A 25,838-nucleotide genomic window follows, 5' to 3' on the forward strand; every position below is an offset into this window, starting at 1 on the left:
TCCTTAGGCCTTCTTGACTGCTGCCACGACCTTCTGGGCCGCGTCCGCCATGGTGTCGGCGCTGATGATCGGCAGGCCCGACTCGGCCAGCAGCTTCTTGCCTTCGACTTCGTTGGTGCCCTTCATGCGCACGACCAGCGGCACTTGCAGGTTCACGGCCTTGCAGGCTGCGATCACGCCGGTGGCGATGGTGTCGCACTTCATGATGCCGCCGAAGATGTTCACGAGGATGGCTTCCACGTTCTTGTTCTTCAGCATGATCTTGAAGGCTTCCGTGACCTTCTCGGGGGTGGCACCGCCGCCCACGTCCAGGAAGTTGGCCGGCTCGCCGCCGAACAGCTTGATGGTGTCCATGGTGGCCATGGCCAGACCGGCGCCGTTCACCAGGCAGCCGATGTTGCCGTCCAGCGAGATGTAGGCGAGGTCGAACTTCGAGGCTTCGACTTCGGCCGCGTCTTCTTCGTCCAGGTCGCGCAGGGCCACGATTTCGGGGTGGCGGAACAGCGCGTTGCTGTCGAAGTTGAACTTGGCGTCCAGGGCGACGACGTTGCCCTTGCTGTCACGGTTGAGCGGGTTGATCTCGACCAGCGAGGCGTCCGTCTCCATATAGCAGGTGTAGAGCTTCTTCAGGATGTCGACCGTCTGGGCGGTCGAATCGGCCGGCATGCCGATGCCGTCGGCGATTTCCTTGGCTTGCGCGTCGGTCAGGCCGTCCTTGGGGTCGGCGTAGACCGTGATGATCTTCTCGGGGGTGGAATGGGCCACTTCCTCGATGTCCATGCCGCCTTCGCTCGAAGCGATGAACGCCACCTTCTGGGTGGCGCGGTCGGTCACGGCCGAAATGTAGTATTCCTTGTTGATGTCGGCGCCGTCTTCGATGTAGAGGCGACGCACCTTCTGGCCTTCAGGGCCGGTCTGGTGGGTCTTGAGCTGCATGCCGAGGATCTCGCCAGCCAGCTTCTTGACGTCTTCGATCGACTTGGCGACCTTGACGCCACCGCCCTTGCCGCGGCCACCCGCGTGGATCTGGGCCTTGACGACCCAGACCGGGCCTCCAAGCTTCTGGGCGGCCTCGACCGCCTCCTGAACCGTATAGGCCGGGATGCCGCGCGGCACCGGCACGCCGAACTTGGCAAGGATTTCCTTGCCTTGGTACTCGTGAATCTTCATGAGGGATGTCTCTCGGAAGGAGGAGGTTGAGAACGGGAGATCGGGAGTGAGACTGTTGTTTCTGCTCTGTTGTTCGCGGGCGACGGCAGCCTGACGGCTGGGGGCGGCGAACAACCGCGGACTGTATCATGGTGCGCCGCACCAATACTTGATGCGCGGTTGCGGTCAATACGTACTTTCTTCTAGCCACCCTACGCATACTCCGATATGGCCAAGGTTTTCATCGACGGCGAAGCCGGCACCACCGGCCTGCAAATTCGCGAGCGGCTGCAGACGATGCCGCAGATCGAGCTCGTGAGCATCGCGCCCGAGCTGCGCAAGGACGTGGCCGCCAAGCGCGAGCTGATGGCCGGCGTCGACCTCGTGGTGCTGTGCCTGCACGACGACGCGGCGCGCGAGTCGGTCGCGCTGATCGACCAGCTCCCGGGCCGAAAGCCCAAGATCATCGACGCCTCGACCGCCCACCGCATCGCGCCGGGCTGGGTCTTCGGCTTCCCCGAACTCGTCGAAGGCCACTGGCAGGCCGTGGCCCAGGCCGACCGCGTCGGCAACCCCGGCTGCTACGCCACGGGCGCCATCGCCATGGTGCGTCCGCTGGTCGACGCGGGCCTGCTGCCGGCCGACTTCCCGGTGTCGCTGCCTTCGGTGAGCGGCTACTCCGGCGGCGGCCGGACCATGATCGAGGACTACGAGGGCGGCAAGGCGCCGCTGTTCGAGACCTACGCGCTGGGCCTGAAGCACAAGCACATCCCCGAAATCATGACCTACACCGGCCTCACGCGCCGTCCGGTCTTCATTCCGTCGGTGGGCAATTTCAAGCAGGGCATGCTGGTGCAGCTGCCGCTGCACCTGGACCTGCTGCCCGGCAAGCCCAAGGCCGGCGACCTGCAGGACGCCCTGGCCGCGCACTACGCCCGGAGCAACACGCCCGAGCAGTTCGTGAAGGTGCTGCCGCCGACCGACGACGGCAAGCTCGACGCGCTGGCGCTCAACGACACCAACCAGCTCGAGATCCGCGTGTTCCCGAACGAGGACCACCGCCACGCCGTGGTGATCGCGCGCCTGGACAACCTGGGCAAGGGCGCCAGCGGCGCCGCGGTGCAGAACCTCAAGCTGATGCTGGCGCTCTGAGCCCCCGCCTCTAGCGCTGACAAGAAAGGCCGGCCCGCAAGGACCGGCCTTTTTGCTTTCAGTCGACCCGCATCGTGCCCGTGTCGCGGTAGCGCACGTGCCACGAAAACGCCTCTTCGAGCCGGTGCGGCGTGTGGCCGCCGCAGGTCGCCACAGCACGCGTGTGGTAGTCCTGCAACATCGCGCGGTACGGCTCGGCCGCGCAGTTGGCGATGATCGCCGCCGCCCGCTCGCGCGGCGCCAGCCCGCGCAGGTCGGCCAGGCCCACCTCGGTGACCAGGATGTCGACGTCCTGCGGCGCATGGTCCACGTGCGACACCATCGGCACGATGCTCGACACCGCGCCCTGCTTGGCGACCGACTTGGTCGCGAAGATCGACAGGTAGGCGTTGCGCGCAAAGTCGCCCGAGCCGCCGATGCCGTTCATCATGTGCGTGCCCAGCACGTGGGTCGAATTGACGTTGCCGTAGATGTCGGCCTCCAGTGCCGTGTTCAGCGCGATGATGCCCAGGCGCCGGATGATCTCCGGGTGGTTGCTCACCTCCTGCGGCCGCAGCACCAGCCGGTCCTTGTAGCGCGCCAGGTCGCCGAACACCTGCCGCGCCTTCGCGGGCGACAGCGTGATCGACGAGCCCGAGGCGAAGTCCAGCTTGCCGGCGTCAAACAGGTCGAAGGTCGAGTCCTGCAGCACCTCCGAGTACATCGTGAGGTGCTCGAACGGCCCCGCGCCCAGCCCCGACATCACCGCGTTGGCGACCGTGCCGATGCCGGCCTGCAGCGGCAGCAGCCGCTCGGTGAGCCGGCCCTGCGCCACCTCGCGCTCGAAGAAGGCCACCAGGTGCGCCGCGATGGCCGCGGTCTCGGCGTCGGCCGGCAGCACGGTGGAGGTGCTGTCGGCCTTGTCGGTGATGACGATGCCCAGGATCTTCTCGGGCGGGATCTCGATGGCGCTGGTGCCGATGCGGTCGTGCGGCGCCACCAGCGGCATCGGTTCGCGCTGCGGGCGGTGCTTGGGAATGAAGATGTCGTGCAGCCCTTCGAGCGCGGTCGACTGCGAGGTGTTGATCTCGACGATCACCTTGTCGGCCAGGATCGCGAAGCTCGCGCTGTTGCCGATCGAGGTGCTCGGCACCAGCGCGCCGGTCTCGGTGATGGCCACGGCCTCGATGATCGCGATGTCGATCGGCGGAATCTGCCGCGTGCGCAGCATCTCGACCGTTTCCGACAGGTGGTGGTCGATGAACATCACCTCGCCGCGGTTGATCGCCTGACGCAGCACGGTGTCGACCTGGAACGGCATACGTCGGCTGATGGCGCCGGCCTCAGTCAGCTGGCGGTCCACGTCGCCGCCGAGCGAGGCGCCGGTCATCAGCGTGATCTTCATCGGCTCGCGGCGCGCGCGGGCCGCGAGCGCCAGCGGGACGGCCTTGGCGTCACCGGCGCGCGTGAACCCACTCATGCCGACCACCATGCCGTCGCGAATCCATTCGGCGGCGGCTTCAGCGGTGGTGATCCTGCTGCGCAGGGCGGGCAGGCGGATGCGGTCTTCGTGCGGCATGGGGGACAAAACGTCTTTCTTTCGTCAGGCAGGAAAAAGAAAAGCCGGCACCGCGCGCGGCGGGTGTCAGCGCAGGAAGTAGTCGACCGGCACCAGCGGCGCCGGCGCCGGGGCGCCCACCGACTGGCACAGGTCGATCTCGAGCGTGCGGCACAGGGCCTCGAGCGGCAGGTCGTTCGACTCGGTGCCGAAGGGCTCCTCGATTTCGTCGCCGAGCGCGTCCAGACCGAAGAAGGTGTAGGCCACGATCAGCACCACCACCGGCGTCATGAACCCGACCGAGTCCACCAGCCCGAAGGGCAGCAGGTAGCAGTACAGGTACGCCGTGCGGTGCAGCAGCAGGGTGTACGAAAAGGGGATGGGCGTGCTGAGGATGCGCTCGCACGACGCGGCCGCCGCGCTCAGCGCCGACAGCGTGCCGTCGACACCCGCCGCCAGCGCCGGGTCGATGCGCCGCGCGCGCAGCGCTTCGCGCAGGTCGGCGCCCATGTGCATCAGCAGCGCATGCGGCCGGTTGGCGACCTGGGTCAGGCCCTGCCACTCCGCCTCGCGCAGGAAAGGTTGGGTGTCAGCCGCGGCGTCGGTGCCGCGCAGCTGGTGGCGCAGCGCATGGGCGAAGGCCGCGGCGCGCAAGGTCATGCGCACGCGCAAGTCGTCCAGGCGGCGGACGGTGTCGGCGCCGGCGTTCACCGGCGCATCGCCGTCGATGAGGCTCTGGCACTGGCGCGCCAGGTTGCGCGAACGCAGGATCACCTCGCCCCAGAGCTTGCGCGCTTCCCAGAAGCGGTCGTAGGCCGCGGTGTTGCGAAAGCCCAGGAAGATCGCCAGCGGCAGGCCGAGCAGCGCGAAGGGCACGGTGCCGAGCGGAATCTTGATCGAGCCGAAGCGCCCGTGCAGCACCGTGACGACGATGGCCACGATCACGTTGAGCGTCAGCGCCGCCGCGATGCGCGGCAGGACGGAGCCCCGCCAGGACAGAAACAGCTTGAGCCCGGACGGGCGTTTCCGGACGATCATGAAAGCGGGGGGCAGGGGAGACAGACAGGCATGGAGGCCGCGCACACCGCAAGGCCCGCGCGGGCGCTGATTGTCGCCGAGGCGTCAGCGCGAGGGCGGCGGGCCGCCCCAAGACCGACGAAGACGGTCGGGCTCAGCGCACGAGCCACAGCCCCACGCCCAAGAGGACCGCCTGCGCGGCCAGCGCGATGTAGAAGAGCTTGCGCGAGGGCGTCGCCATCTCCTGCAGCACCTCGTGGATGCGGCGCGTGAGCAGGGCGCGCAGGGCAGGGTCTTCGCCCGTCGCCGGCGTCGTCGCACCGTGCGCGGCACGCTCCTGCTGCCACTCGGCCAGCATGTCGCTCAGGGGCAGGCGGCCCAGCACGAAGCCGACCACCGCGCGCACGGCCCGGCCTTCGCCGAGCACCGGCGCGAGCTGCTGGCACAGGGCGTCGGGCGAGAGCCAGTCGGCCACGCGCTGCAGGCCGCCGTGGGTGCGCGGCATGGCTTCGATGCGGCCCGCGATCGCGTCGCCCAGCCGCTGCGACACGGCCTCGCCGCGCGCCGCGACCAGGTGCTGCATCGCGCGGGCGCGGCCCCGCTGCACGCCGAGCAAAAAGTACACACCGACGAACAGCGACAGCAGCACGGCCACCAGCAGCGGCGGCGACATGATCAGCGCCAGGATGGCGCCCGCGCCACCGGCCCGCGCCGCCGGGATGCCCGGGCCCTGCAGCTGGGTCAGGTAGTAGAAGAACACGCCGCCGCCGAGAAACAGGCCGATCAGCGCGCCCTTGATGGCCGAGCCGACGAAGGCGAAGCCGGCCTTGGCGCCGGTGCGAACGAGGGACTGCGGGTGGGCGGGTTGCGACGACATGAAGGGTTCCTCCGGTTTTTCTGGAAAGCCGCCTCCTGGGAGGCCGGTCGCTGGCGATCATGCCACCGCCTTCCCGCACCATAATCGCGCCACACAACAACGAGGAGGATCGTCATGGGAACCGTCAAGTTTCAGAAACCGACCGGCGCATTCGTCGCCGCATCCTGGGCCGCGCTGATCATCGGCGCCATCGTGTACCTGCTCGGGCTGTGGAATGCCGCGATGCAGCTCAACGAGAAGGGCTACTACTTCACCATCCTCATGTACGGCCTGTTCTCGGCCGTGTCGCTGCAAAAGACGGTGCGCGACCGGCTCGAGGGCATCTCGGTCACCGGCATCTACTTCGGCCTGTGCTGGGTCTCGCTGCTGCTGTCGGTGGGCCTGCTGGCCGTGGGCCTGTTCAACGCCTCGCTGGCTGCGAGCGAGAAGGGCTTCTACGCCATGGCGTTCCTGCTGAGCCTGTTCGGCGCGGTGGCGGTGCAGAAGAACGTGCGCGACATCGCCGCGTACAAGGCCGAGAACCCGCTGGCCGACGACGTCACGGCCACCGAGTAAGCCAGCAGCCCAAGCTCAGCCCGCCTCGAGCAGGCGGCGCAGGGCCTGCAGGTCGCGCGCGATCCATCCGGCGTCGCGCGCAAAGGCCGCATCGTCCATGTGCGGCTGGCGCAGCAGCGTGAACTGCAGCTCGCACACACCCGGCGCCACGCCGATCACGCGAAACGGCAGGTAGACCTCGGGCACGCCTTCGGGCGCCACCCAGTGGTCGAGCACGCCGAACTCATTGGGCGGCGCAAAGCGCATGCGGGCCTCGCCGCTTTCGGGCGTGCGCACGATCCAGTGGTCGCCGTGCGGCACCAGCGCGCTCTTCGCGAGGCCGCTGGCCCAGTCGGGCAGCCGCTTCGGGTCGGACGCGAGCGCATAGGCGTCGCGCCATTCGCAGTGCACGCGCTGCGTGATGACGCGGGACAGGGCCGCGTCGCCTTCATTCGCCGTTGGGGTCGTCGCTTGGGTCATCGAAGTCGCTCCTGAGCACCTTGGACACGACGGCGCCCGAGAAACCGCGCGCCATCAGGAATCGCATCTGTTTCGCGCGCTCCTTCGCATCGGCGGGTGGCGCGTCGAAGCGGCGGCGCCACAGGGCCGTGGCGCGCTCGACTTCGGTCTCCTGCAAGCCGGCCACCGCCTGCGCGATGGCTTCGGGCGCGATGCCCTTGGCCTGCAGCTCCTGCTTCACGCGCAGCGCGCCCGAGCGGGCGGCACGCTGGTGCAGCACCGAGGCGACCACGCGCGGCTCGCTGATGAAGTCCTTGGCCGCCAGCTCGTCGAGCGCCTTCGCCAACGTGCCGGGCTCTTCCTCGTGCTTGGCCAGCTTGCGCTCCAGCTCCGCGCGCGAATGCTCGCGCTGGCTCAGGAGGCGCAGGGCGCGGCCTTTGAGGGAGGGGGCACTGAAGGCCATTCGGAGGTGGTGGGTCGCTCACGCGGCCCACGCACTGCGCGAAGGCCGCTTATCTCAAACTTACTCCGCCGCCTTGTCGGCCTTCGATGCCTTGGCGGGCTTCTCGGCCTTCTCGGGTTCGCTGCCGGCATCGGCCGCGAGCAGCGGAATGCCCAGCGACTCGCGCACCTTGTTCTCGATCTCGCGCGACAGGTCGGGGTTCTCGCGCAGGAATTCGCGGGCGTTGTCGCGGCCCTGGCCGATCTTCTCGCCGTTGTAGGCGTACCAGGCGCCCGACTTGTCGATGATCTTGGCGTTCACGCCCATGTCGATGATCTCGCCCTCGCGGCTGATGCCTTCGCCGAACAGGATGTCGAACTCGGCCGTCTTGAACGGGGGCGACACCTTGTTCTTCACCACCTTCACCTTGGTTTCGTTGCCGATGGCCTCGTCGCCCTTCTTGATGGTGCCGATGCGGCGGATGTCCAGGCGCACCGAGGCGTAGAACTTCAGCGCATTGCCGCCGGTGGTGGTTTCGGGCGAGCCGAACATCACGCCGATCTTCATGCGGATCTGGTTGATGAAGATGACCATGCAGTTGGTCTTCTTGATCGTGGCCGTGAGCTTGCGCAGCGCCTGGCTCATGAGGCGGGCCTGGAGACCCGGCAGCGAGTCGCCCATTTCGCCTTCGATTTCAGCCTTGGGCGTGAGCGCGGCGACCGAGTCGACCACGATCAGGTCGACGGCACCCGAGCGCACCAGCGAGTCGACGATTTCGAGCGCTTGTTCGCCGGTGTCCGGCTGGCTGATCAGCAGGTCGGACAGGTTCACGCCGAGCTTCTGGGCGTACTGCACGTCGAGGGCGTGCTCGGCGTCGACGAAGGCGCAGGTGCCGGCCTGCTTCTGCATGGAGGCGATCACCTGCAGCGTGAGCGTGGTCTTGCCCGAGGATTCCGGGCCGTAGATTTCAACGACGCGGCCACGGGGCAGGCCGCCGACGCCCAGGGCGATGTCCAGGCCCAGCGAGCCGGTGGAGACCACCTGGATGTCTTCGAGCGCCTCGCCTTCGCCCAGGCGCATGATCGTGCCCTTGCCGAACTGCTTTTCGATCTGGGCCAGCGCGGCCTGCAGGGCTTTGGCCTTTTCACTGTTGGCGACCGAGATGCTTGCGCCCTTGACGACTGCGTCCATGTGGAAATCTCCTTGAATATCAACGGTTTGTGTCGGGATTCATCCATCTGATTTTAACCACAGGCTGGATGCTTGAACAGTAGTGTAGGGGCTCATGGCGTTTCGCAAACCCACTTTAAAGTCAGTTTGCCTTACCATCTGAGGCCATGGCCGACCCCGCCTTTCCCACCGATCCCGACGCCTGGCGCCAGACCCACCTGGGCCGCCTGCTGGGCCATGCGATGCGCCGTTTCGACGAGCGCGTGCTGGCGCTCATGGCGCACGACATCGACGTGCCGCTGGCGCTGTCGAACCTGGCGGCGCGCGCCCAGGTGAGCGCGGCGCACATCCACATCACACGGCACCTGGCGCGCGAGGGCTCGCGCCTGACCGAGCTGGCCGAGCGCGCCGGCATGACCAAGCAGGCCATGGGCACGCTGGTCGACCAGTGCGAGGCCTGGGGGCTGGTCACGCGCGGGCCCGACCCGCTCGATGCGCGCGCGCGGCGCGTGCTGTTCACGGCCGACGGGCTGGCCTGGCTGGACGCCTTCCGCCGCGCCGTGACGCAGACCGAGCGCGAGTTCCGCGCCAGCGTGGGCGACGAGATCGCCACCGTGGTAACCATCGGACTCGAAGCCTATACAGCGGGCTAGACTCGCGTTGAGACAAATGTGAACTGCGCCGGCATGGCGCCTGAATCCGCCGGAGGTGGCTCATGCGAATACTGATTGCCGAAGACGACCAGGTGCTGGCCGATGCCCTGCTGCGCAGCCTGCGCACCTCGGGCGCGGCGGTCGATCATGTGGCCAACGGCTCGCAGGCCGACACCGCGCTCATGACCCACAGCGAGTTCGACCTGCTGATCCTCGACCTCGGGCTGCCCAGCCTGCACGGCATCGAGATCCTCAAGCGCCTGCGCGCGCGCGGCTCGCAGCTGCCGGTGCTGGTGCTCACGGCGGCCGACAGCGTGGAAGAGCGCGTGAAGGGCCTGGACCACGGCGCCGACGACTACATGGCCAAGCCCTTCAGCCTGCAGGAGCTCGAGGCGCGCGTGCGCGCCCTCACGCGGCGCGGCATGGGCGCCACCAGCAACGCGATCCGCCACGGCCCGCTGGTCTACGACCAGGCCGGCCGCGTGGCGACCATCGACGGCAAGATGATCGAGCTGTCGGCGCGCGAACTGGGCCTGCTCGAGGTGCTGCTGCAGCGCGCCGGCCGGCTGGTCAGCAAGGACCAGCTGGTGGACCGGCTGTGCGAATGGGGCGAAGAGGTGAGCATCAACGCCATCGAGGTCTACATCCACCGCCTGCGCAAGAAGATCGAGAAGGGACCGGTGCGCATCGCGACGGTGCGCGGGCTGGGCTACTGCCTCGAGAAGATTCCGTCCTGATGCGCCAGACCCCGCGGGCCGCCGGCACGCAGCGCCGCGCCATGCATCCAGAGGCCGGGAGGCCGGCTTGAAGCTCTTCCAGCGCGCCCAGCGCTCCCTGTTCGGCGAGATCCTCGACTGGATGCTCACGCCGCTGCTGCTGCTCGTGCCGGTGAGCATCGGCGTGACGTGGCTGGTGGCGCAGGGCATCGCCAACGCGCCCTTCGACCGCGCGCTGGAGCACAACGTGAAGGTGCTGGCCGAGCTGGTCACGGTGAAGCAGGGGCAGACGCACTTCGTGCTGTCGCAATCGGCGCGCGAGATCCTGCGCGCCGACGACGCCGGCCACATCTACTACCAGCTGCTCGACGGCCACGGCACGCTGCTGCACGGCGAGCGCGACCTGCCCCAGCCCAACGTGGACGACCCGCCCGGCACCAACGTGGTCCTGCTGCACAACAGCACGGTGCACGGCCAGCCGGTGCGCGTGGCCTCGCTGTGGATTCCCAGCGGCAGCGAAGAAGTGCCGCCCTCGCTGCTGCAGCTGGCCGAGACGCGCGAGAAGCAGGCGGTGCTCGCCACCGAGATCATCAAGGGCGTGCTGCTGCCGCAGTTCGCGATCCTGCCGCTGGCGGTGCTGCTGATCTGGCTGGCGCTGGTGCGCGGCATCAAGCCGCTGTCGGTGGTCGAGGCGCGCATCCGCGAGCGCCGCCCCGGCGACCTGAGCCCGCTCGACGAGTCCTCGGTGCCGCTCGAGGTGGTGCCGCTGGTGTCGTCGGTGAACGAGCTGCTCGACAAGCTCAACGACTCCATCTTCACGCAGAAGCGCTTCCTGGCCGACGCGGCCCACCAGCTCAAGACGCCGCTCGCAGGCCTGCGCATGCAGGCCGACCTGGCGCAGCGCGAGGGCGCCAACGCCGACGAGTTGAAGCAGTCGCTCAAGCAGATCGGCCGCGCCAGCGTGCGCGCCACGCACACCGTGAACCAGCTGCTGTCGCTGGCGCGCGCCGAGGGCACCAGCGCCATGACGCACTGCCAGCCCTGCGACCTCGCGCGGCTGACCATCGAGGTGGTGCGCGAGGCCGTGCCGCGCGCCATCGAGAAGCGCATCGACCTCGGTTACGACGGTGTCCAGGCCGGCGCGCCCGGCGTGATGGTCGACGGCAACCCGACGCTGCTGAAAGAGCTGGTGCGCAACCTGGTCGACAACGCGCTCAACTACACGCCCTCGACGCCCGAGCGCCCCGGCGTGGTCACGGCGCGCGTGCTGGCCGACCCCTTCGGCCATGTGCAGCTGGTGCAGGTGGAAGACAACGGCCCCGGCATCGCCGAGGCCGACCGCGAGCTGGTGTTCGAGCCCTTCTACCGCGTGCTCGGCAACGAGGCCGATGGCTCCGGGCTGGGCCTGCCGATCGTGCGCGAGATCGCCAACCAGCACCGCGCACGGGTCAAGCTCGAGGACGCGCACCCCGGCAAGCATCCGCCGGGCGCGCTCTTCACCGTGCGCTTCGAGGAGGCCCCGTCGGAATGAATCCGCTCGACACGCTGCGCCAACGCTTCCTGGAAATCCGCCTCGACACCGACGTGTCGGACATGTTCGACTTCGGCGCCGATCTGCTGGAACAGGATTCAGCCGAAGCGCTCGCCTTCCACTACACGCTGCTGCACGACACCGGCATGGACAGCGAGCTCTACGACTGGCTGTGCCGCAAGTTCGGCGAGCGCGGCGACGAAGCCGAAGACCACCTGCTCGCGCAGTTCGACCGCGAGCCCGACCCTGCGATGCAGGCCACGGTGCTGCAGCTGCTCGGCGGCTTCAAGTACCGCAAGGGCCGCCGCCTGAAAGAAACCGCGGCCCTGGCGCGTGCCGCGCTCGCGTCGCCGCACGACGAGCTGCGCTGCAAGGGGCTGTGGGTGATCGGCTGGCTCGGCGGCACGACGGACATCGCCAAGGTCGCGCCGCTGCTCGCGCACGACGCCGTCGCCACGAACCGCCGATGGGCCGCGAGCGCGCTGATGCAGATCGTGTTCAACCGCCGCAGCGCTGCGCCCAAGGCGCTCGAGCCCTTGCGCCAGGCGCTCGACACCGAGACCGATCCGGCCGTGCTGGGCGGCATCCTGGTCGCGGTGCAGGAAATCGCGGGCAAGAAGTTCGGCCTGAGCTCGAGTTCACACGAGCCGCCGTCCGAAGAAAAACTGCAGGCCGCGCTGGCCAAGGCGCGGCGCATGTTCGCGCGCGCTGCTGCGGCCTGATTCGGGTCAGGGCGCGGGCGTTCCCGAAGGCTTGGCTTCCTTGCGGATCTGCACCCACTCGGGGTGGATCTGCCGCGCCATGCGCTGCGGCTCGCGCTCGTCGAGCGCCGCGGGCGCGAGCCCGAAGCCGGCCAGGTCGCCGCGCGTCCACAGCCAGTAGCCCGCATTGGCGGCGAGCAGGGCGATGAGGACCAGGCGCAGCTTCATGCCCTCGCTCAGAAAGACATGCCGCGCGGACGCACGCTCACCTCGTCGCTCGAGATCAGTTGCAGGCCGGCGTCGGTGCGCACCTGCAGCTCGCCGCCCCAGGCCACGCCTTCGCACAGGCCGGCGGTGCCGTCGCTGAGCGTCACCTCGCGCCCGCGCAACACGTCGCGCGCCGCAAAGCGTTCGGCAAAAGGCGCGAAGCCGTGGGCCTCGAAGGCGAGCACGCTGCGCACCAGCGGCTCGGCCAGCGACAGCAGCACCTCGGGCGCGGACGCGTCGGGCTGCCACTGGCGCAGCCAGGCCGGCGGCGTGCGCATGCCGTCGCCCTCGCGCGGGCCGATGTTGATGCCGATGCCCACCACGAGGTAGCGCGCGGCATCGGGCCGGGCGGTCTGCGGCATCGCGGTCTCGATGAGGATGCCGACCAGCTTGCGGTCGTTCACCCAGATGTCGTTGGGCCACTTGAGGCCGACCTGGTGCGCGCCCGTCGGGTCGAGGCTTTCGGCCACGCTCACGCCCACGGCCAGCGACAGGCCCGACCAGTCGGCCGGCGCCAGCGGCATGCCGAGCGAAAAGGTGAGCGAGGCGGGCGCCTCGGGCTGTTGCGCGCTCTGCCACGGACGGCCGAGGCGACCGCGCCCGGCCGTCTGGCGCTCGGCCACGAGCAGCACGGGGTCGGTGCGGCCGGCGCGCGCACGGCGCATCAGCTCGGTATTGGTGGAATCGATTTCGGCCACAGCCTCGACCGCGAAGCCGGGCAGCAGCGGCGCGACCGTCGCGGCGATCCGGTCTTCGAACCAGGCGCTGGCCGGCGTCGTGGCCATCGTCAGTCTCCGGCGGCGGCCGGGGCGTCGCCCTTGGACTTCTTCTTGCCGTCGGCCTTTTTCTTGTCGGCCTTCTTGTCCGATTTTTTCTTCTCGGCTTTCTTTTCGGCCTTCTTCGCTTCCTTGGCCTCGGCCTTCTTCTTCTCGGCTTTTTTCTTGGCCTTCTTCTTTTTCTTCTTGTCTTTTTCCTCGTCCTCGTCCTTGGGCGTCAGCAGCGTGCCGCGGCACATCTCGGAACCACACCAGCACGGGAACTCGGACAGCAGCTTCTCGGTGTACGGCTCGTCGATGATCAGGCCGTAGTCGTAGTTCAGTTCCTCGCCGGCGGCGATGTTTCTCAGGGCCTTGATATAAACGCGCCCATCGACTTCGTCGGCCTCGCAGTTCGGCTCGCACGAGTGATTGATCCAGCGCGCGTCGTTGCCCTTCACATTGCCGTCGATCACGCGGCCGTCGTCGATGTGGAAGTAGAAGGTGTGGTTCGGCTGGGTCGGGTCGTGCGGATGGCGGCGCAGCGCCTCTTTCCAGCTGATGACCTCGCCCTTGTATTCGATCAGCGTTTCACCTTCGGCCAGGTCCTGCAGGGCGAACACGCCGTTGCCGTGGACGTCCGAGCGGCGCATCTGGATGCGCCGGCCACCGGAGCGCGTGGCGGCGGAGCGCGCCTCGGGCTCGGTCACGGGGGCGGCTTCCTTGTCGCGGCCGGCGGAAAGTGGGGATTTGGAAGGCATCGCCGAAGTCTGTTAGGTTGAATATGCACACATGCGTGTGCGCGCGTGCGCACGCGGAAGCCGCAGAGTATAGAGAGCCCTCAGATGACAAAGACTTTGGTAATCGCAGAAAAGCCGTCGGTGGCCCAGGACATCGTCCGGGCCCTCACGCCGGTGGCCGGCAAGTTCGACAAACATGACGAGCATTTCGAGAACGACACCTACGTCGTGACCAGCGCCGTGGGCCACCTGGTCGAGATCCAGGCCCCGGAGGAATTCGACGTCAAGCGCGGCAAGTGGAGCTTCGCCAACCTGCCGGTGATCCCGCCGCACTTCGACCTCAAGCCGGTCGACAAGACCAAGACGCGCCTGAACGCCGTGGTCAAGCAGGCCAAGCGCAAGGACGTGACGCAGCTCATCAACGCCTGCGACGCGGGCCGCGAGGGCGAGCTGATCTTCCGCCTGATCGAGCAGTACGCCGGCGGCAAGAGCCCGCTGGGCAAGCCCGTGAAGCGACTGTGGCTGCAGTCGATGACGCCGCAGGCGATCCGCGACGGCTTCGATGCGCTGCGCACCGAAAAGCAGATGCAGGGCCTGGCCGACGCCGCGCGCTCGCGCTCGGAGGCCGACTGGCTCGTGGGCATCAACGGCACGCGCGCCATGACCGCATTCAATTCGCGCGACGGCGGCTTCTTCCTCACGACCGTGGGCCGCGTGCAGACGCCCACGCTGTCGGTGGTGGTGGAGCGCGAGGAGCAGATCCGCAAGTTCGTCTCGCGCGAGTACTGGGAAATCCACGGCAGCTTCGCGGCCGAGGCCGGCCAGTACCCGGGCAAGTGGTTCAACCCCGACTGGAAGAAAGCCAACGCGCCGCTGCTGGCCAACGGCGAACCCGATGCCGAGCAGCGCGCCGACCGCGTGTGGTCCGAGCAGGAAGCCCGCGCCATCGCCGACGCCTCGCGCGGCAAGCCCGCCACGGTCACCGAAGAGAGCAAGCCCACCACGCAGGCCTCGCCCGCGCTGTTCGACCTGACCTCGCTGCAGCGCGAGGCCAACGGCCGCTTCGGCTTCAGTGCCAAGACCACGCTGGCGCTGGCGCAGAGCCTGTACGAACGCCACAAGGCGCTGACCTACCCGCGTACCGATTCGCGTGCGCTGCCGGAAGACTATCTGCCCGTCGTCAAGCAGACCATGGAGATGCTCGCCGGCAGCGGCATGAAGCACCTGGCGCCGTTCGCGCAGCAGGCGGTCGACGGCAACTACGTCAAGCCCAACAAGCGCATCTTCGACAACGCCAAGGTGTCGGATCACTTCGCCATCATCCCGACGCTGCAGGCCCCGAGCGGGCTGAGCGAAGCCGAGCAGAAGCTGTATGACTTCGTGGTGCGCCGCTTCCTGTCGGTGTTCTTCCCGAGCGCCGAGCACCAGGTGACCACGCGCATCAGCACGGTGGAGCAGGGCGGCAAGAAGTACCCCTTCCGCACCGACGGCAAGGTGCTGGTGAAGCCGGGCTGGCTCGCCATCTACGGCAAGGAAGCCCAGGACGACGAGAAGGAAGACGACAAGGACGGCAAGCGCCTCGTGCCGGTGAAGCCGGGCGAGATCGTGCAGACCGAGTCGGCCGACCTCAAGGGCCTGAAGACGCGCCCGCCGGCCCGCTATTCGGAAGCCACGCTGCTGGGCGCCATGGAAGGCGCCGGCAAGACCATCGACGACGACGAGCTGCGCGAGGCCATGCAGGAAAAGGGCCTGGGCACGCCAGCCACGCGCGCGGCCACCATCGAAGGGCTGATCGCCGAGAAGTACATGCTGCGCGAAGGCCGCGAGCTCATCCCGACCGCCAAGGCCTTCCAGCTCATGACACTGCTGCGCGGCCTGGGCGTGGAAGAACTCTCCAAGGCCGAGCTCACGGGCGAGTGGGAATACAAGCTCGCGCAGATGGAAAAGGGCGCCTTGAGCCGCGACGCCTTCATGCGCGAGATCGCCGAGATGACGGAGCACATCGTCAAGAAGGCAAAGGAGTACGACCGCGACACCGTGCCCGGCGACTACGCCACGCTCGCCACGCCCTGCCCGAACTGCGGCGGCGTGGTGAAGGAGAACTACCGCCGCTACGGCTGCACCGGCAAGAGCGGCACGGGCGAGGACGCCTGCGGCTTCTCGTTCGGCAAGTCGCCGGCCGGGCGCACCTTCGAGGTGGCCGAGGCCGAGCAGCTGCTGGCCAACAAGCACATCGGCCCGCTGGAGGGCTTCCGCTCCAAGGCGGGCTGGCCCTTCACGGCCGAGATCATCCTCAAGTACGACGGGGAAGAAGCCAAGAACTGGAAGCTCGAGTTCGACTTCGGCGACGACAAGAATGAAGACAGCGGCGAGATCGTCGACTTCAGCCAGCAGGACACCGTGGGCCCGTGCCCGGTGTGCGGAGCGCCGGTGTTCGATCACGGCAGCAACTACGTCTGCGAGAAGTCGGTGCCGACGAACGAGCAGCCGACCCCGAGCTGCACCTTCAAGACCGGCAAGATCATCCTGCAGCAGCCGGTCGAGCGCGACCAGATGGAGAAGCTGCTCGCCACCGGCAAGACCGACCTGCTCGACAAGTTCGTGTCGATGCGCACGCGCCGCGCCTTCAAGGCCTTCCTCACGTGGAACGCCGAAGAAGGCAAGGTGACCTTCGAGTTCGCGCCGCGCGAAGGCGGCAGCAAGTTCCCGCCGCGCAAGACCTTCGGCAAGCCGGCGGCCAAGACCGCGGCCGCCAAGAAGGTCGCGGCGAAGAAGACGCCCGCCGCCAAGAAGGCACCGGCCGAGAAGAAGGCAGCCAAGCCGCGCAAGCCCGGCGCAGGCCTCAAGCCCAGCGACTCGCTGGCCGCGGTGATCGGCGCCGAACCGGTGGCGCGCACCGAGGTCATCAAGAAGCTGTGGGACTACATCAAGGCCAACAACCTGCAGGACGCGACCAACAAGCGCGCGATCAACGCCGACGCCAAGCTGAAACCCGTGTTCGGCAAAGACCAGGTGACGATGTTCGAACTCGCGGGCATCGTGGGCAAGCACCTCTCGGCGCCCGACGCGGCCTGACGACGCATGCAGCGCCGACACCTCGCGGCCCTGTGCGCCGCCGCGCTGCTGGGCGGCGCGGGCCTGGCCCAGGCCGCCGCGTGGCCTGACAAGCCCGTCAAGCTGGTCGTGCCTTTCCCACCCGGACAGGCCACCGACATCTTTGCCCGCGCGCTCGCCGAACAGCTCGGCAAGCGGCTGGGCCAGCCCGTGATCGTCGACAACAAGGCGGGCGCGGGCAGCAACATCGGCACCGAGTTCGTGGTGCGCGCGCCGCCCGACGGCTACACGCTGGTGGTGGCGGGCAGCGCGATGGCGGTGAACCAGACGCTCTATGCCAAGCCGGGCTTCGACCCGCGCAAGGACCTCGTCGGCATCTCGCTCATCGCGAAGGTGCCGCTGGTGTTCCTGGCCACGCCCGAAAGCGGCATCCGCACGCTGACCGAGCTCACGGCGCGCGCCAAGGCCGAGCCCGGCAAGCTCAGCTACGCGAGCGCCGGCATCGGCGGCACGCAGCACCTGTCGGGCGAGATGTACAAATCGGCGGCGCATGTGTTCATCACGCACATTCCGTACCGGGGCAGCGGGCCGGCGCAGGCGGACTTCCTGGGCAACCAGGTGCCGCTGATGGTCGACTCGGTGACGGCCGCGCTGCCGCACATCAAGGCAGGCAAGGCGGTTGCGCTGGCGGTGACGTCGGCCACGCGCTCGTCGCAACTGCCCGAGGTGCCCACCGTGCGCGAGAGCGGCGTGGCCGGCACGAAGAACTTCGAAGCCGTCGGCTGGCTCGGCCTGATGGCCCCGCGCGGCACGCCGCCCGAGATCGTGGCGCGGTTGAACCACGAAGTGACCGACATCCTGAAGAGCGAGCAGATGGCGCGCTTCATCCGCGACCGGGGCTCCGAGCCGGCGCCGACGACAGGCGCCGAGTTCGACCGCTTCGTGGCGAGCGAGATCGGGCTCTGGGGTGCGGCGGTGAAGGCCTCGGGCGCGAAGCCCGAGTAACTTCTCAGGCCGGCGCAGCCAACGGCAGCGCCATCGCTTCCCCGCTGCGGTCGACTTCGGCCAGCAGCCAGTGGCGGAAATGATCCAGCGTGGCCAGCTGGCCGCGCCCCTCGGGGTAGCAGAACCAGTAGCCCTCGCTGCCCCGGTAGCCGCCGTGGGGCAGCGGCTCTTCCACCAGCCCCGACGTGATTTCGTCCTGCACCAGGCAGCGCGGCACCAGCGCCACGCCCATGCCGGCCATGACGGCGCGGATCATGGTCTGGAACTGGTCGAACTGCAGCCCGGCCAGCGGGTCGAGCCCGCGCACGCCGTGCGCCTCGCTCCAGTGCAGCCACGACTGCGGCACGCTCACATGGCGCAGCAGGGTGCAGCGCGCCACGTCCTGCGGCGTGCGGATGGCGGCCTCGGCCTGCGCGGCGCGTGGGGCGATCAGCGCCACGTCCTGCCCCGCGAGGTAGTGCGAGCGCGCGCCGGGCCAGTGGCCGTCGCCGAACAGGATGGCGCAGTCGAGCTCGGGCCGCTCGAAGTCGTAGCCGTGCACGAAGGGCACGAAATGCAGCGTGATCTGCGGGTGGCGCTGCTGGAAGTCGGGCAGGCGCGGAATCAGCCACTTGGCGCCGAAGGTGGGCAGGGTCGACAAATGCAGTGCGCCGCCGCCGTCGCCGCTGGTGATGAGCTCCAGCGTGGCCGCCTCCAGCTGCGCCAGCAGGGCGCGCACCGCCTTTTCGTAGCGCTCGCCGGCGGGCGTGAGCGCCAGGCGCTTGCGGCTGCGCTCGAACAGCGGCGCGCCGATCCAGCGCTCGAGCTCCTGCACCTGCTTGCTCACCGCGCCCTGCGTGAGGTGCAGCGCCTCGGCCGCGCGCGAGACGCCGCCGAAGCGCACCACGGTGGAGAAGGCGCGCAGCAGGTTCAGGGGCGGGTTGAGGCGTCGCAGCGGCATGGGGGAGCCCATCAAGTCATTCCAGATTGGAATGATATCGGGTATATCCTTTGCTTCAGGTGAGCTGCAGCTTTGCACATTCACTCATCGTTCCATTGGAAGAACCCTCATGCAACGTCGTCATTTCCTCTCCACCCTGGCTGCCGTTTCTTTCGCGCCAGGAATATCCTTTGCCCAAGGCAAGCCGATCCGCCTGGTCGTGCCCTTCCCACCCAGCGGCGCCACCGACATCACGGCCCGCGTGCTCTCCGAGCCCCTGGCCAAGATCCTCCAGCAGCCCGTGGTGATCGACAACCGCGCCGGCGCGGGCGGCTCGATCGGCATGGCCGAGTTGGCGCGCGCCACGCCCGACGGCCTGAGCTTCGGCGTGGCCACGCTGTCCACGCACGGCGTGAACCCGGCCGTGTACCAGAAGCTGCCCTACGACCCGATCAAGGGCTTTGCCGCCGTGACCGAGCTGGTGAAGGCGCCGGGCGTGATCGTCATCAACCCGGCCGTGCTGCCCGTCGGCAGCTTCGCGGAACTCGTGAAGTACCTGAAGGCCAACCCCGGCAAGGTGTCGTACGCCTCGCCGGGCAACGGCACCATCGGCCACATGTGGGGCGAGCTGTTCAAGAGCAGCACCGGAACCTCGATGGTGCACATCCCCTACCGCGGTGCGGGCCCGGCCATCAACGACGTGCTCGCGGGCCAGGTGCCGGTGTACTTCGACCAGGTGGCCTCGTCGCTGCCGCACGTGAAGGCCGGCAAGCTGAAGGCGCTGGCCGTGTCCTGGAGCGGCCGCCTCGACGTGCTGCCCGAAGTGCCGACCTACGGCGAGCTGGGCTACGCGGCCAGCAACGACCCGTCGTGGTTCGGCATGATCGCGCCCGCCGGCACGCCGCCCGAGCTGGTGCTGCGCATGCAGCAGGCCGTGGCCACGGCGCTGAAAGACCCCGCCGTGCGCGAGCGCCTGGCATTGCAGGGGCTGTACGCCTCGGGCACCACGCCGGCCGAGTTCACGAAGCAGATCGCGAGCGAGATCGAGAAGATGAAGAAGGTGGCCGCCTTCGCGCGCATCCGATTGGACTGACCGACACCGCCTATGCATCCAGTCCTGAAACTGATTCAAACCCGCGCCCAGGTGACGAGCGTCGCCGGGCACACCCCGCTGGTGCTGGACTCCCCGCACAGCGGCACCGTCTACCCCGAGGACTTCCGGCCCGTGTGCGAGCTCGCCACGCTGCGCCGGGCCGAGGACACCCACGTCGAGAGGCTCTACGCCTTCGCGAACGACATGGGCGCCGCCTGGATCGAGGCGCACTTTCCGCGCAGCTACCTCGACGCCAACCGCGACATGACCGAGGTCGACACCACCATGCTCGACGGCCCGTGGACCGACCCGGTGTCGACCGACCCGCGCGTGCTGTCCAAGGTGCGCCTGGGCAAGGGCCTGATCTGGAAGCTCACCGACGAGGGCCTGCCGATCTACGACCGGCCGCTCACGGTGGCCGAGGTGCGCCAGCGCATCGACCAGTGCTGGCGCCCGTACCACGCGGCGGTGGCCCAGGCCATCGACGAAGCGCATGCGCGGCACGGCTACAGCATCCACATCAACTGCCACTCGATGCCCGCCATCGCGGGCAGCCACGCCACCGACTTCCCGGGGCTGGCGCACGCCGACTTCGTGATCGGCGACCGCGACGGCAGCACGGCCGACCCGGCGCTGTCGCACAAGTTGTGCGCGCACCTGCGCGCATGCGGCTACAGCGTGGACTACAACCACCCGTACAAGGGCGTGGAGCTGGTGCGCCGCCACGGCGACCCGGCGGCGAACCGGCACAGCATCCAGGTCGAGATCAACCGCAAGCTCTACATGGACGAGGCCACGCTGGCGCTCGACGAAGCCGGCGCCACGCGGCTGCAGGCCGACCTGCGTTCGATGGTCGAGATGCTGCTGGCGACCGACCCGCGCGTGGCAGGCTGAACAACGCCGCCCCTGCAGGGGCTGGTGTCTTTGTTACAGGGCGGCCGGGGGCCCCGGCCTATAGTGGGACGTCCTTAGTTTTCTGGAGTCCTGCCGTGAAGTCGATCCTTGCCGCCCTCGCCGTCCTTGCGACCGGTCTGCTGGTCTCGGGCTGCGCCGGCACCGCGCCGTCGCCGTCTTCTTCCTCGTCTTCATCGGGCAGCGGCGTGACGGTGTTCGGCACCATCGACGCCGGCGTCAGCGGCACGACGAACAAGTCGTCGCGCTGAGCCAGAGCCTCAGGCGACCGTCGCCAGGTAGCCCCGCAGCGCATCGCGCAACTGGCGTGACAGCGTCTGCAGGTCGGGCCGCCCGCCCGTGCCGATGTGGGTGTGCGCGACCAGGCCGTAGATGATGGTCTGGCACACGCGCGCCGCTTCCTTCTTCTGCGGGGCGTCGGCCCCCACATCCCCTGCCGCGTCGAGCACGCCCACCCATTCGGCCACGAAGCGGTCGTACATCTTGCGGTAGGCCTCGGGGCTGGAGAGGTGGCGCTCCAGCAGGTAGTGCGCGCCCCAGGCCACAGGCTGCGTGCGGTGCGCGTCGAGCTGCGCATCGATCACCGCGTCGACGATCTCGCGCCACGGCCGGCCTTCGTTCGCGGCCACGACCGCGCGCATGTCCAGCAGCAGCGCCTTGGAGCGCAGGTGCAGGCACACGCGCGCCAGGTCTTCCTTGTTTTCGAAGTATTCGTAGAAGCTGCCCAGGCCCGTGCCCGCCACGGCCACGATCTCGCGGATCGTGATGGCGGCGTAGCCCTTCTCGACCAAAAGCCGAACAAAGGCTTCCTGCAGCGCCTGCGAGGTGTGACGCGCACGGGACTGGCGCGGCTTCCTCCTCGGGGCGGCGGCGGGTGCGCGGGCGCCGGTCATGGCCGCCGAACCCGAACACCTCGCGGGCGGGTTGTTCCTAGAATTTTTGATCCCATCGAAAGGCATTCTGCAATGACCTCGCCCGACCGCGCCCCCGAGACAACGCCCCCCGCCGTCTACACCGGCGAGGGCGATGCGTGGCTACCCGACGCGCTCTCGCGCGGCCCGTGGGACCCGCGCGCGCAGCACGGCGGCGCACCCGCCGCGCTGCTCGCGCACATCGCCGAACGCGCGGCGCCCGGCCCCGGCTGGCAGCTGGCGCGGCTCACGCTCGAGCTGGTGAAGCCGGTGCCGGTGGCGCCGCTGGCCACGCGCACGCAGTCGCAGGCCTCGCGCGCCACGGTGCGCGTGGGCATCGACCTGCTCGCGGGCGACACCGTGGTGGCCCGCGCGCACGCGCTGCTGTTGAAGACCTCGCCGCTGACGCTGCCGGCGAACCTGCCCGCGGGCGATGCGCCGCGCGAACTGCGCCCGCTGCCCGACGACTGCACCGAGCGGCTGCGCATTCCCGGCCTGCCCGACGGCCTCTCGTTCCACCAGACCGCCGTCGAATCGCGCCTGGCGCAGGGCGACATCGCGCAGCCCGGCGCGGGCGCCGCGTGGTTCCGGCTGGCGGTGCCGCTGGTGCGCGGCGTGGCCACCTCGCCCGCGATGCGCGCGGCGGCGGCAGCCGACTTCGGCAACGGCCTGAGCTGGGTGCTGTCGCCCGCCGACTTCCTGTTCTCGAACGCCGACCTGAGCCTGAACCTGTTCCGCGTGCCCGAAGGCGAGTGGATCGGCCTGCGCGCCAGCACCGAGATGCACGCCGGCGGCGCGGGCCTCACCGTGTCCCACCTGTACGACACGCGCGGCCTCATCGGCCTCGCGACCCAGACGCTGGTGGTGCGCGAACGCGCCGCCGCCGCCTGAACACGCCCCTCTTTCACCGCTTCACGGAGACAACGCCATGACCATTCCCGGCATCCATCCCGACAACCAGGTCCCCGAACTCAAGGACTACAACGTCTACACCAGCGACCCCGCGCTGCGCGGCGCGGTGGGGCGCGGCGGCGCCGCCTGGCGCGACGACGAGCTGGTGCGCCAGGGCGCCGAGTACGGCGCCGAGGCCACGCTGCGCGCCGCCGAGGACGCCAACCACCACGAACCCGAGCTGCACACGCACTCGCGCACCGGCACGCGCATCGACAGCGTGCAGTTTCACCCCGCGTGGCACACCATGATGTCGATCGCGCGGCGCAACGGCATCGCCAACCTGCCGTTCTTCGACGAGCGGCCCTCGGCCTGGGTGGGCTACGGTGCCTCGCTGTACATGCACAGCCAGATCGAGTCGGGCTCCACCTGCCCGACCACCATGACCAAGGCCTGCATCCCCGTGATGCGCCGCAACGCCGCGCTGTACGCCGACCTGCGCGACAAGCTCGCCGCCCACGTGCACGACCCACGCGACATCCCGCTCGAGGGCAAGACCTCGATGACCGTCGGCATGGGCATGACCGAGAAGCAGGGCGGCAGCGACGTGCGCACCAACACCACGCGCGCCGTGCCGGCCGGCAGCGGCCCGTGGGGCGAAGAGTTCCTCATCACCGGCCACAAGTGGTTCTTCTCGGCGCCGATGTGCGACGGCCACCTGGTGCTGGCCAAGACCGACGAGCACGGCTCCTCGTGCTTCTTCGTGCCGCGCTGGCGGCCCGACGGCAGCAAGAACGCGATCCACATCCAGCGCCTGAAGGACAAGGTCGGCAACCGCTCCAACTCCAGCAGCGAGGTCGAGTTCAAGGAGGCCTGGGGCGTGCTCGTGGGCGACGAGGGCCGCGGCATCCCGACCATCATCGAGATGGCCACCGTGACGCGGCTGGACTGCGCGCTCGCCAGCGCCGGCTTCATGCGCCAGGGCTTCGCGCAGGCGCTGCACTACACGCGCAACCGTTTTGCCTTCGGCAAGGCGCTGGTCGACCAGCCGGTGATGACCGAGCTGCTGGCCGACATGGCGCTGGAAACCGAAAGCGCCACGCTGCTGGCGATGGAGCTGGCCTCGCGCTTCGGCTCGCCCGCGCCGCTGGACACGGCCTGGCGCCGGCTGCTCACGCCCGCCGCCAAGTTCTGGAACTGCAAGCGCGCGGTGGCGCTCACCGGCGAGGCGATGGAGGTGTTCGGCGGCAACGGCTATGTGGAAGACGGCCCGATGGGCCGCCTGTTCCGCGAGGCGCCCGTCAACTCGATCTGGGAAGGCTCGGGCAACGTGATGTGCCTCGATGTGCTGCGCGCCGTGTCGCGCAACCCCGACGACGCGCACCTCGTGCTCGACCACCTGCAGGAAGTGACCGCAGGCGAAGCGCGCCTGCAGACCGAGGTGCAGGCCCTGCGCCAGATGGTGCAGCTGGCGCCGCAGGACCTGGAACGCCAGGCGCGCCGCTTCACGCAGCGGCTGGTGCGCGCGGCGCAGGCCGGCCTGATGCTGCAGCACGCGAGCCCGCTCGCGGCGGCCGCGTTCGTGTCCAGCCGCTTCGATCCCGACTGGGGCCCAGTGACCGGCATCAGCGCCGGCACCAGCGACCCCGGCGCGCTGGTGCGCGCCGCCTGGCACTGAGCACGGAGCCGACACGGATGGATTTCGTTTCCCTGCTCGACCAGCACGCCCGCACCCAGCCTGACCACGAATGCCTGCGCGCCGCAGGCCGCGCCTGGACGTACGCCGAGTTCGCCGAGCTCTCGCGCCGCGCCGCCACCGTGCTGCGCGCCCAGGGCGTGGGCCCTGGCGACAAGGTCGCGCTGCTGTGCTTCAACACGGTCGGCTTCGTCGCCGCGATGTTCGGCGCCTGGCGCCTCGGCGCGGCCGTGGTGCCGGTCAACCACAAGCTGCAGGCGCCGGAGATCGACTACGTGCTGGCCCATGCCGGCGTGCGTCTGTGCGTGTCCGACGGCACGCTCGCCACGCAGTTCGCCGCACGCATCGCGCACCGCTGCGACTGGCTCGCGACCGACAGCGCCGCCGATGGCCTGCCGATCTTCGACGACCTGACGGCGCAGGCCGCGCCACTCGGCGATGACGACGCCCCGGCGCCCGGCACCGACACGCTGGCCCAGGTGCTCTACACCTCGGGCACCACCGGCAAGCCCAAGGGCTGCCTGCACAGCCACCGCAACGTCTTCATGGCGGCGGTGTGCACGGCGGCGGGCATGTCGCTGTCGCGCAACGAGCGCACGCTGGTCGCGATGCCGGTGTGGCATTCGTCGCCGCTCAACAACTGGCTGCTGGGCACGCTGCTGATGGGCGGCACCGTGGTGCTGCTGCGCGAGTACGCGCCCAAGGCCTTTCTCGACACGCTGGCGGAGGAGCGCATCACCTTCACCTTCGGCGCACCCATCGCTTTCCTGGCGCCGCTGTCGGTGGTGCCCGACGTGCAGGACTACGACTTCAGCGCGATGCGCCTGTGGGCCTACGGCGGCGGCCCGCTCGGCGCCGACATGGCGCGCAAGCTGGCCGACAGCTACCGCAGCGACCGCTTCGTGCAGGTCTACGGCATGACCGAATCGGGCCCGCTGGGCACCGTGCTCTACCCGGAAGACGCGATCGCCAAGGCCGGCTCGATCGGCCGCGCGGGCGTGCCCGGCGTGGCCATCGAGGTGCGCCACCCCGACGGCCGGCGCTGCGGCGCGGGCGAGGTCGGCGAGATCCACCTGCGTTCGCCGGCCGTGATGCAGGGCTACCTCGACAACCCGCAGGCGAGCGCCGAGGCCTTCGACGCGCAAGGCTGGTACCGCACGGGCGACCTCGCGCGGGTGGACGAAGACGGCTTCCTGTTCATCGTCGACCGGCTGCGCGACATGATCATCACGGGCGGCGAGAACGTCTATTCGAAAGAAGTGGAAGACGCGCTGGGCGCCCACCCCGACGTGCAGGACGTGGCCGTCATCGGCCGCCCGCACCCCGAGTGGGGCGAGACCGTGACAGCGGTGCTGGTGGCGCGCGGCGGGCGCGCGCTCGAGGCGCGCGAGCTGGTGCGTTTTCTCGAGGACCGGCTGGCGCGCTACAAGATTCCGCGCATCTTCGAAGTGCGCGAGAGCCTGCCGCGCACGGCGACGGGCAAGCTGCTCAAGCACCTGCTGCGCGACGCGGGCTGAGCGTTGGACAGTGCGGTCGTTGATCGGCCGCACGCCAGCGCTGCTTCCCGTGCGCAGGACACCGGGTGCTTCCCGCAGCGAAATCAAGGAGGAGGCCGAAGGCCGGGGGACATTCGCGGAGGGAAGTACCCGGTGGCCTG

Annotated in this window: 26 protein-coding genes; 14 read left to right on the forward strand and 12 right to left on the reverse strand. The window is 69.1% G+C overall.

Features of this window, described 5'->3' with window-relative positions:
* Positions 1-3: 3 nt before the first annotated feature.
* Positions 4-1,170, reverse strand: a complete 1,167-nt coding sequence (sucC, locus tag AC1RAD_RS23865; protein WP_062475330.1) for an ADP-forming succinate--CoA ligase subunit beta — start codon at positions 1,168-1,170, stop codon at positions 4-6.
* A gap of 207 nt (positions 1,171-1,377) precedes the next feature.
* Between sucC and argC the strand changes: the two genes are divergently transcribed.
* Positions 1,378-2,301, forward strand: a complete 924-nt coding sequence (argC, locus tag AC1RAD_RS23870; protein WP_492737535.1) for an N-acetyl-gamma-glutamyl-phosphate reductase — start codon at positions 1,378-1,380, stop codon at positions 2,299-2,301.
* 58 nt (positions 2,302-2,359) lie between these two features.
* Here argC and scpC read toward each other — a convergent pair whose 3' ends face one another.
* The 3 genes from scpC to AC1RAD_RS23885 all read right to left on the reverse strand — a co-directional run bounded on the left by scpC (position 2,360) and on the right by AC1RAD_RS23885 (position 5,732).
* Positions 2,360-3,859 carry a succinyl-CoA:acetate CoA-transferase ScpC gene (scpC, locus tag AC1RAD_RS23875; protein WP_492737537.1) on the reverse strand — a complete coding sequence of 500 codons (1,500 nt, stop codon included), beginning with the start codon at positions 3,857-3,859 and terminating at the stop codon, positions 2,360-2,362.
* 66 nt (positions 3,860-3,925) lie between these two features.
* The gene (locus tag AC1RAD_RS23880; protein ID WP_369645657.1) at positions 3,926-4,876 is read right to left on the reverse strand and encodes a bestrophin family protein; all 951 of its coding nucleotides are present in this window, start codon (positions 4,874-4,876) and stop codon (positions 3,926-3,928) included.
* 133 nt (positions 4,877-5,009) lie between these two features.
* Positions 5,010-5,732: a hypothetical protein gene (locus tag AC1RAD_RS23885; protein ID WP_492737539.1), complete on the reverse strand. Its 723-nt coding sequence runs from the start codon at positions 5,730-5,732 to the stop codon at positions 5,010-5,012.
* A gap of 114 nt (positions 5,733-5,846) precedes the next feature.
* Here AC1RAD_RS23885 and yiaA point away from each other — a divergent pair, with 114 nt between their 5' ends.
* Positions 5,847-6,287 (forward strand): inner membrane protein YiaA, encoded by a 441-nt coding sequence (yiaA, locus tag AC1RAD_RS23890; RefSeq protein ID WP_062482786.1) that lies wholly within the window; start codon positions 5,847-5,849, stop codon positions 6,285-6,287.
* Positions 6,288-6,302: 15 nt separating this feature from the next.
* On the opposite strand, the gene AC1RAD_RS23895 is transcribed toward yiaA, so the two are convergent.
* From AC1RAD_RS23895 to recA, 3 genes are read right to left on the reverse strand one after another with little or no spacing between them, the layout of a single operon-like run.
* The gene (locus AC1RAD_RS23895; protein ID WP_492737541.1) at positions 6,303-6,746 is read right to left on the reverse strand and encodes an SRPBCC family protein; all 444 of its coding nucleotides are present in this window, start codon (positions 6,744-6,746) and stop codon (positions 6,303-6,305) included.
* A complete protein-coding gene (recX, locus tag AC1RAD_RS23900; RefSeq protein ID WP_095747317.1) occupies positions 6,715-7,188 on the reverse strand; it encodes a recombination regulator RecX in 474 nt (157 codons plus the stop codon). The genes AC1RAD_RS23895 and recX overlap by 32 nt, the downstream gene beginning before the upstream one ends.
* A gap of 60 nt (positions 7,189-7,248) precedes the next feature.
* Entirely contained in the window at positions 7,249-8,358 is a 1,110-nt protein-coding gene (gene recA, locus AC1RAD_RS23905) for a recombinase RecA (protein WP_062482792.1), read from the reverse strand.
* A gap of 146 nt (positions 8,359-8,504) precedes the next feature.
* On the opposite strand from recA, the gene AC1RAD_RS23910 reads away from it, so the two are divergent.
* The 4 genes from AC1RAD_RS23910 to AC1RAD_RS23925 all read left to right on the forward strand — a co-directional run bounded on the left by AC1RAD_RS23910 (position 8,505) and on the right by AC1RAD_RS23925 (position 11,959).
* Positions 8,505-8,990 carry a MarR family winged helix-turn-helix transcriptional regulator gene (locus AC1RAD_RS23910; RefSeq protein WP_062482795.1) on the forward strand — a complete coding sequence of 162 codons (486 nt, stop codon included), beginning with the start codon at positions 8,505-8,507 and terminating at the stop codon, positions 8,988-8,990.
* Between the two features lie 62 nt (positions 8,991-9,052).
* Positions 9,053-9,727 carry a response regulator transcription factor gene (locus tag AC1RAD_RS23915; protein WP_099794156.1) on the forward strand — a complete coding sequence of 225 codons (675 nt, stop codon included), beginning with the start codon at positions 9,053-9,055 and terminating at the stop codon, positions 9,725-9,727.
* A 67-nt stretch (positions 9,728-9,794) separates the two neighbouring features.
* Positions 9,795-11,237: a sensor histidine kinase gene (locus AC1RAD_RS23920; protein WP_062480377.1), complete on the forward strand. Its 1,443-nt coding sequence runs from the start codon at positions 9,795-9,797 to the stop codon at positions 11,235-11,237.
* Positions 11,234-11,959 (forward strand): HEAT repeat domain-containing protein, encoded by a 726-nt coding sequence (locus AC1RAD_RS23925; protein ID WP_492737544.1) that lies wholly within the window; start codon positions 11,234-11,236, stop codon positions 11,957-11,959. Before AC1RAD_RS23920 ends, AC1RAD_RS23925 begins: the two co-directional genes overlap by 4 nt.
* Before the next feature lie 6 nt (positions 11,960-11,965).
* Here the strand turns inward: AC1RAD_RS23925 and AC1RAD_RS23930 are convergent, their stop codons facing one another.
* Genes AC1RAD_RS23930 through AC1RAD_RS23940 form a run of 3 tightly spaced genes read right to left on the reverse strand, consistent with a single transcriptional unit; the run spans position 11,966 to position 13,721 of the window.
* On the reverse strand, positions 11,966-12,166 hold the full coding sequence (locus AC1RAD_RS23930) for a sporulation protein (RefSeq protein ID WP_159274165.1): 201 nt from the start codon (positions 12,164-12,166) through the stop codon (positions 11,966-11,968).
* Positions 12,167-12,174: 8 nt separating this feature from the next.
* The gene (locus AC1RAD_RS23935) at positions 12,175-12,990 is read right to left on the reverse strand and encodes a biotin--[acetyl-CoA-carboxylase] ligase (RefSeq protein ID WP_492737545.1); all 816 of its coding nucleotides are present in this window, start codon (positions 12,988-12,990) and stop codon (positions 12,175-12,177) included.
* A 2-nt stretch (positions 12,991-12,992) separates the two neighbouring features.
* Positions 12,993-13,721: an SET domain-containing protein gene (locus tag AC1RAD_RS23940; RefSeq protein WP_390347754.1), complete on the reverse strand. Its 729-nt coding sequence runs from the start codon at positions 13,719-13,721 to the stop codon at positions 12,993-12,995.
* Between the two features lie 84 nt (positions 13,722-13,805).
* On the opposite strand from AC1RAD_RS23940, the gene AC1RAD_RS23945 reads away from it, so the two are divergent.
* Both AC1RAD_RS23945 and AC1RAD_RS23950 read left to right on the forward strand, forming a co-directional pair.
* Positions 13,806-16,775: a DNA topoisomerase III gene (locus AC1RAD_RS23945; RefSeq protein ID WP_492737547.1), complete on the forward strand. Its 2,970-nt coding sequence runs from the start codon at positions 13,806-13,808 to the stop codon at positions 16,773-16,775.
* A 6-nt stretch (positions 16,776-16,781) separates the two neighbouring features.
* On the forward strand, positions 16,782-17,759 hold the full coding sequence (locus tag AC1RAD_RS23950) for a tripartite tricarboxylate transporter substrate binding protein (protein ID WP_492737549.1): 978 nt from the start codon (positions 16,782-16,784) through the stop codon (positions 17,757-17,759).
* A 4-nt stretch (positions 17,760-17,763) separates the two neighbouring features.
* Here the strand turns inward: AC1RAD_RS23950 and AC1RAD_RS23955 are convergent, their stop codons facing one another.
* The gene (locus tag AC1RAD_RS23955; protein WP_492737551.1) at positions 17,764-18,699 is read right to left on the reverse strand and encodes a LysR substrate-binding domain-containing protein; all 936 of its coding nucleotides are present in this window, start codon (positions 18,697-18,699) and stop codon (positions 17,764-17,766) included.
* A gap of 109 nt (positions 18,700-18,808) precedes the next feature.
* On the opposite strand from AC1RAD_RS23955, the gene AC1RAD_RS23960 reads away from it, so the two are divergent.
* From AC1RAD_RS23960 to AC1RAD_RS23970, 3 genes are all read left to right on the forward strand, one after another.
* Positions 18,809-19,771 carry a tripartite tricarboxylate transporter substrate binding protein BugE gene (locus tag AC1RAD_RS23960; protein ID WP_492737553.1) on the forward strand — a complete coding sequence of 321 codons (963 nt, stop codon included), beginning with the start codon at positions 18,809-18,811 and terminating at the stop codon, positions 19,769-19,771.
* Between the two features lie 12 nt (positions 19,772-19,783).
* On the forward strand, positions 19,784-20,665 hold the full coding sequence (locus tag AC1RAD_RS23965; RefSeq protein ID WP_492737555.1) for an N-formylglutamate amidohydrolase: 882 nt from the start codon (positions 19,784-19,786) through the stop codon (positions 20,663-20,665).
* Positions 20,666-20,760: 95 nt separating this feature from the next.
* Positions 20,761-20,934: a hypothetical protein gene (locus AC1RAD_RS23970; RefSeq protein ID WP_492737557.1), complete on the forward strand. Its 174-nt coding sequence runs from the start codon at positions 20,761-20,763 to the stop codon at positions 20,932-20,934.
* Between the two features lie 9 nt (positions 20,935-20,943).
* Here AC1RAD_RS23970 and AC1RAD_RS23975 read toward each other — a convergent pair whose 3' ends face one another.
* Positions 20,944-21,576, reverse strand: coding sequence for a TetR/AcrR family transcriptional regulator (locus AC1RAD_RS23975; RefSeq protein WP_492737559.1), 633 nt, complete (start codon positions 21,574-21,576; stop codon positions 20,944-20,946).
* Between the two features lie 72 nt (positions 21,577-21,648).
* Here AC1RAD_RS23975 and AC1RAD_RS23980 point away from each other — a divergent pair, with 72 nt between their 5' ends.
* Genes AC1RAD_RS23980 through AC1RAD_RS23990 form a run of 3 tightly spaced genes read left to right on the forward strand, consistent with a single transcriptional unit; the run spans position 21,649 to position 25,698 of the window.
* A complete protein-coding gene (locus AC1RAD_RS23980) occupies positions 21,649-22,485 on the forward strand; it encodes a thioesterase family protein (RefSeq protein ID WP_492737561.1) in 837 nt (278 codons plus the stop codon).
* A 37-nt stretch (positions 22,486-22,522) separates the two neighbouring features.
* Complete coding sequence (locus AC1RAD_RS23985; RefSeq protein WP_492737563.1) at positions 22,523-24,163, forward strand: acyl-CoA dehydrogenase family protein; 1,641 nt, start codon at positions 22,523-22,525, stop codon at positions 24,161-24,163.
* A gap of 17 nt (positions 24,164-24,180) precedes the next feature.
* A complete protein-coding gene (locus AC1RAD_RS23990; RefSeq protein ID WP_492737565.1) occupies positions 24,181-25,698 on the forward strand; it encodes a class I adenylate-forming enzyme family protein in 1,518 nt (505 codons plus the stop codon).
* Positions 25,699-25,838: the final 140 nt, after the last annotated feature.

The organism is Variovorax sp. GW823-FHT04B03 (assembly GCF_058796495.1).

Coding starts and splice junctions, on each gene's coding strand:
- AC1RAD_RS23945 (WP_492737547.1), top strand. CDS start 13,806: ATGACAAAGACTTTGGTAATCGCAGAAAAGCCGTCGGTGGCCCAGGAC.
- AC1RAD_RS23960 (WP_492737553.1), top strand. CDS start 18,809: ATGCAACGTCGTCATTTCCTCTCCACCCTGGCTGCCGTTTCTTTCGCG.
- AC1RAD_RS23985 (WP_492737563.1), top strand. CDS start 22,523: ATGACCATTCCCGGCATCCATCCCGACAACCAGGTCCCCGAACTCAAG.
- AC1RAD_RS23950 (WP_492737549.1), top strand. CDS start 16,782: ATGCAGCGCCGACACCTCGCGGCCCTGTGCGCCGCCGCGCTGCTGGGC.
- yiaA (WP_062482786.1), top strand. CDS start 5,847: ATGGGAACCGTCAAGTTTCAGAAACCGACCGGCGCATTCGTCGCCGCA.
- argC (WP_492737535.1), top strand. CDS start 1,378: ATGGCCAAGGTTTTCATCGACGGCGAAGCCGGCACCACCGGCCTGCAA.
- AC1RAD_RS23980 (WP_492737561.1), top strand. CDS start 21,649: ATGACCTCGCCCGACCGCGCCCCCGAGACAACGCCCCCCGCCGTCTAC.
- recX (WP_095747317.1), bottom strand. CDS start 7,188: ATGGCCTTCAGTGCCCCCTCCCTCAAAGGCCGCGCCCTGCGCCTCCTG.
- AC1RAD_RS23965 (WP_492737555.1), top strand. CDS start 19,784: ATGCATCCAGTCCTGAAACTGATTCAAACCCGCGCCCAGGTGACGAGC.
- sucC (WP_062475330.1), bottom strand. CDS start 1,170: ATGAAGATTCACGAGTACCAAGGCAAGGAAATCCTTGCCAAGTTCGGC.
- AC1RAD_RS23975 (WP_492737559.1), bottom strand. CDS start 21,576: ATGACCGGCGCCCGCGCACCCGCCGCCGCCCCGAGGAGGAAGCCGCGC.
- AC1RAD_RS23930 (WP_159274165.1), bottom strand. CDS start 12,166: ATGAAGCTGCGCCTGGTCCTCATCGCCCTGCTCGCCGCCAATGCGGGC.
- AC1RAD_RS23935 (WP_492737545.1), bottom strand. CDS start 12,990: ATGGCCACGACGCCGGCCAGCGCCTGGTTCGAAGACCGGATCGCCGCG.
- scpC (WP_492737537.1), bottom strand. CDS start 3,859: ATGCCGCACGAAGACCGCATCCGCCTGCCCGCCCTGCGCAGCAGGATC.
- AC1RAD_RS23915 (WP_099794156.1), top strand. CDS start 9,053: ATGCGAATACTGATTGCCGAAGACGACCAGGTGCTGGCCGATGCCCTG.
- AC1RAD_RS23910 (WP_062482795.1), top strand. CDS start 8,505: ATGGCCGACCCCGCCTTTCCCACCGATCCCGACGCCTGGCGCCAGACC.
- AC1RAD_RS23990 (WP_492737565.1), top strand. CDS start 24,181: ATGGATTTCGTTTCCCTGCTCGACCAGCACGCCCGCACCCAGCCTGAC.
- AC1RAD_RS23880 (WP_369645657.1), bottom strand. CDS start 4,876: ATGATCGTCCGGAAACGCCCGTCCGGGCTCAAGCTGTTTCTGTCCTGG.
- AC1RAD_RS23885 (WP_492737539.1), bottom strand. CDS start 5,732: ATGTCGTCGCAACCCGCCCACCCGCAGTCCCTCGTTCGCACCGGCGCC.
- AC1RAD_RS23940 (WP_390347754.1), bottom strand. CDS start 13,721: ATGCCTTCCAAATCCCCACTTTCCGCCGGCCGCGACAAGGAAGCCGCC.
- AC1RAD_RS23925 (WP_492737544.1), top strand. CDS start 11,234: ATGAATCCGCTCGACACGCTGCGCCAACGCTTCCTGGAAATCCGCCTC.
- AC1RAD_RS23895 (WP_492737541.1), bottom strand. CDS start 6,746: ATGACCCAAGCGACGACCCCAACGGCGAATGAAGGCGACGCGGCCCTG.
- recA (WP_062482792.1), bottom strand. CDS start 8,358: ATGGACGCAGTCGTCAAGGGCGCAAGCATCTCGGTCGCCAACAGTGAA.
- AC1RAD_RS23955 (WP_492737551.1), bottom strand. CDS start 18,699: ATGCCGCTGCGACGCCTCAACCCGCCCCTGAACCTGCTGCGCGCCTTC.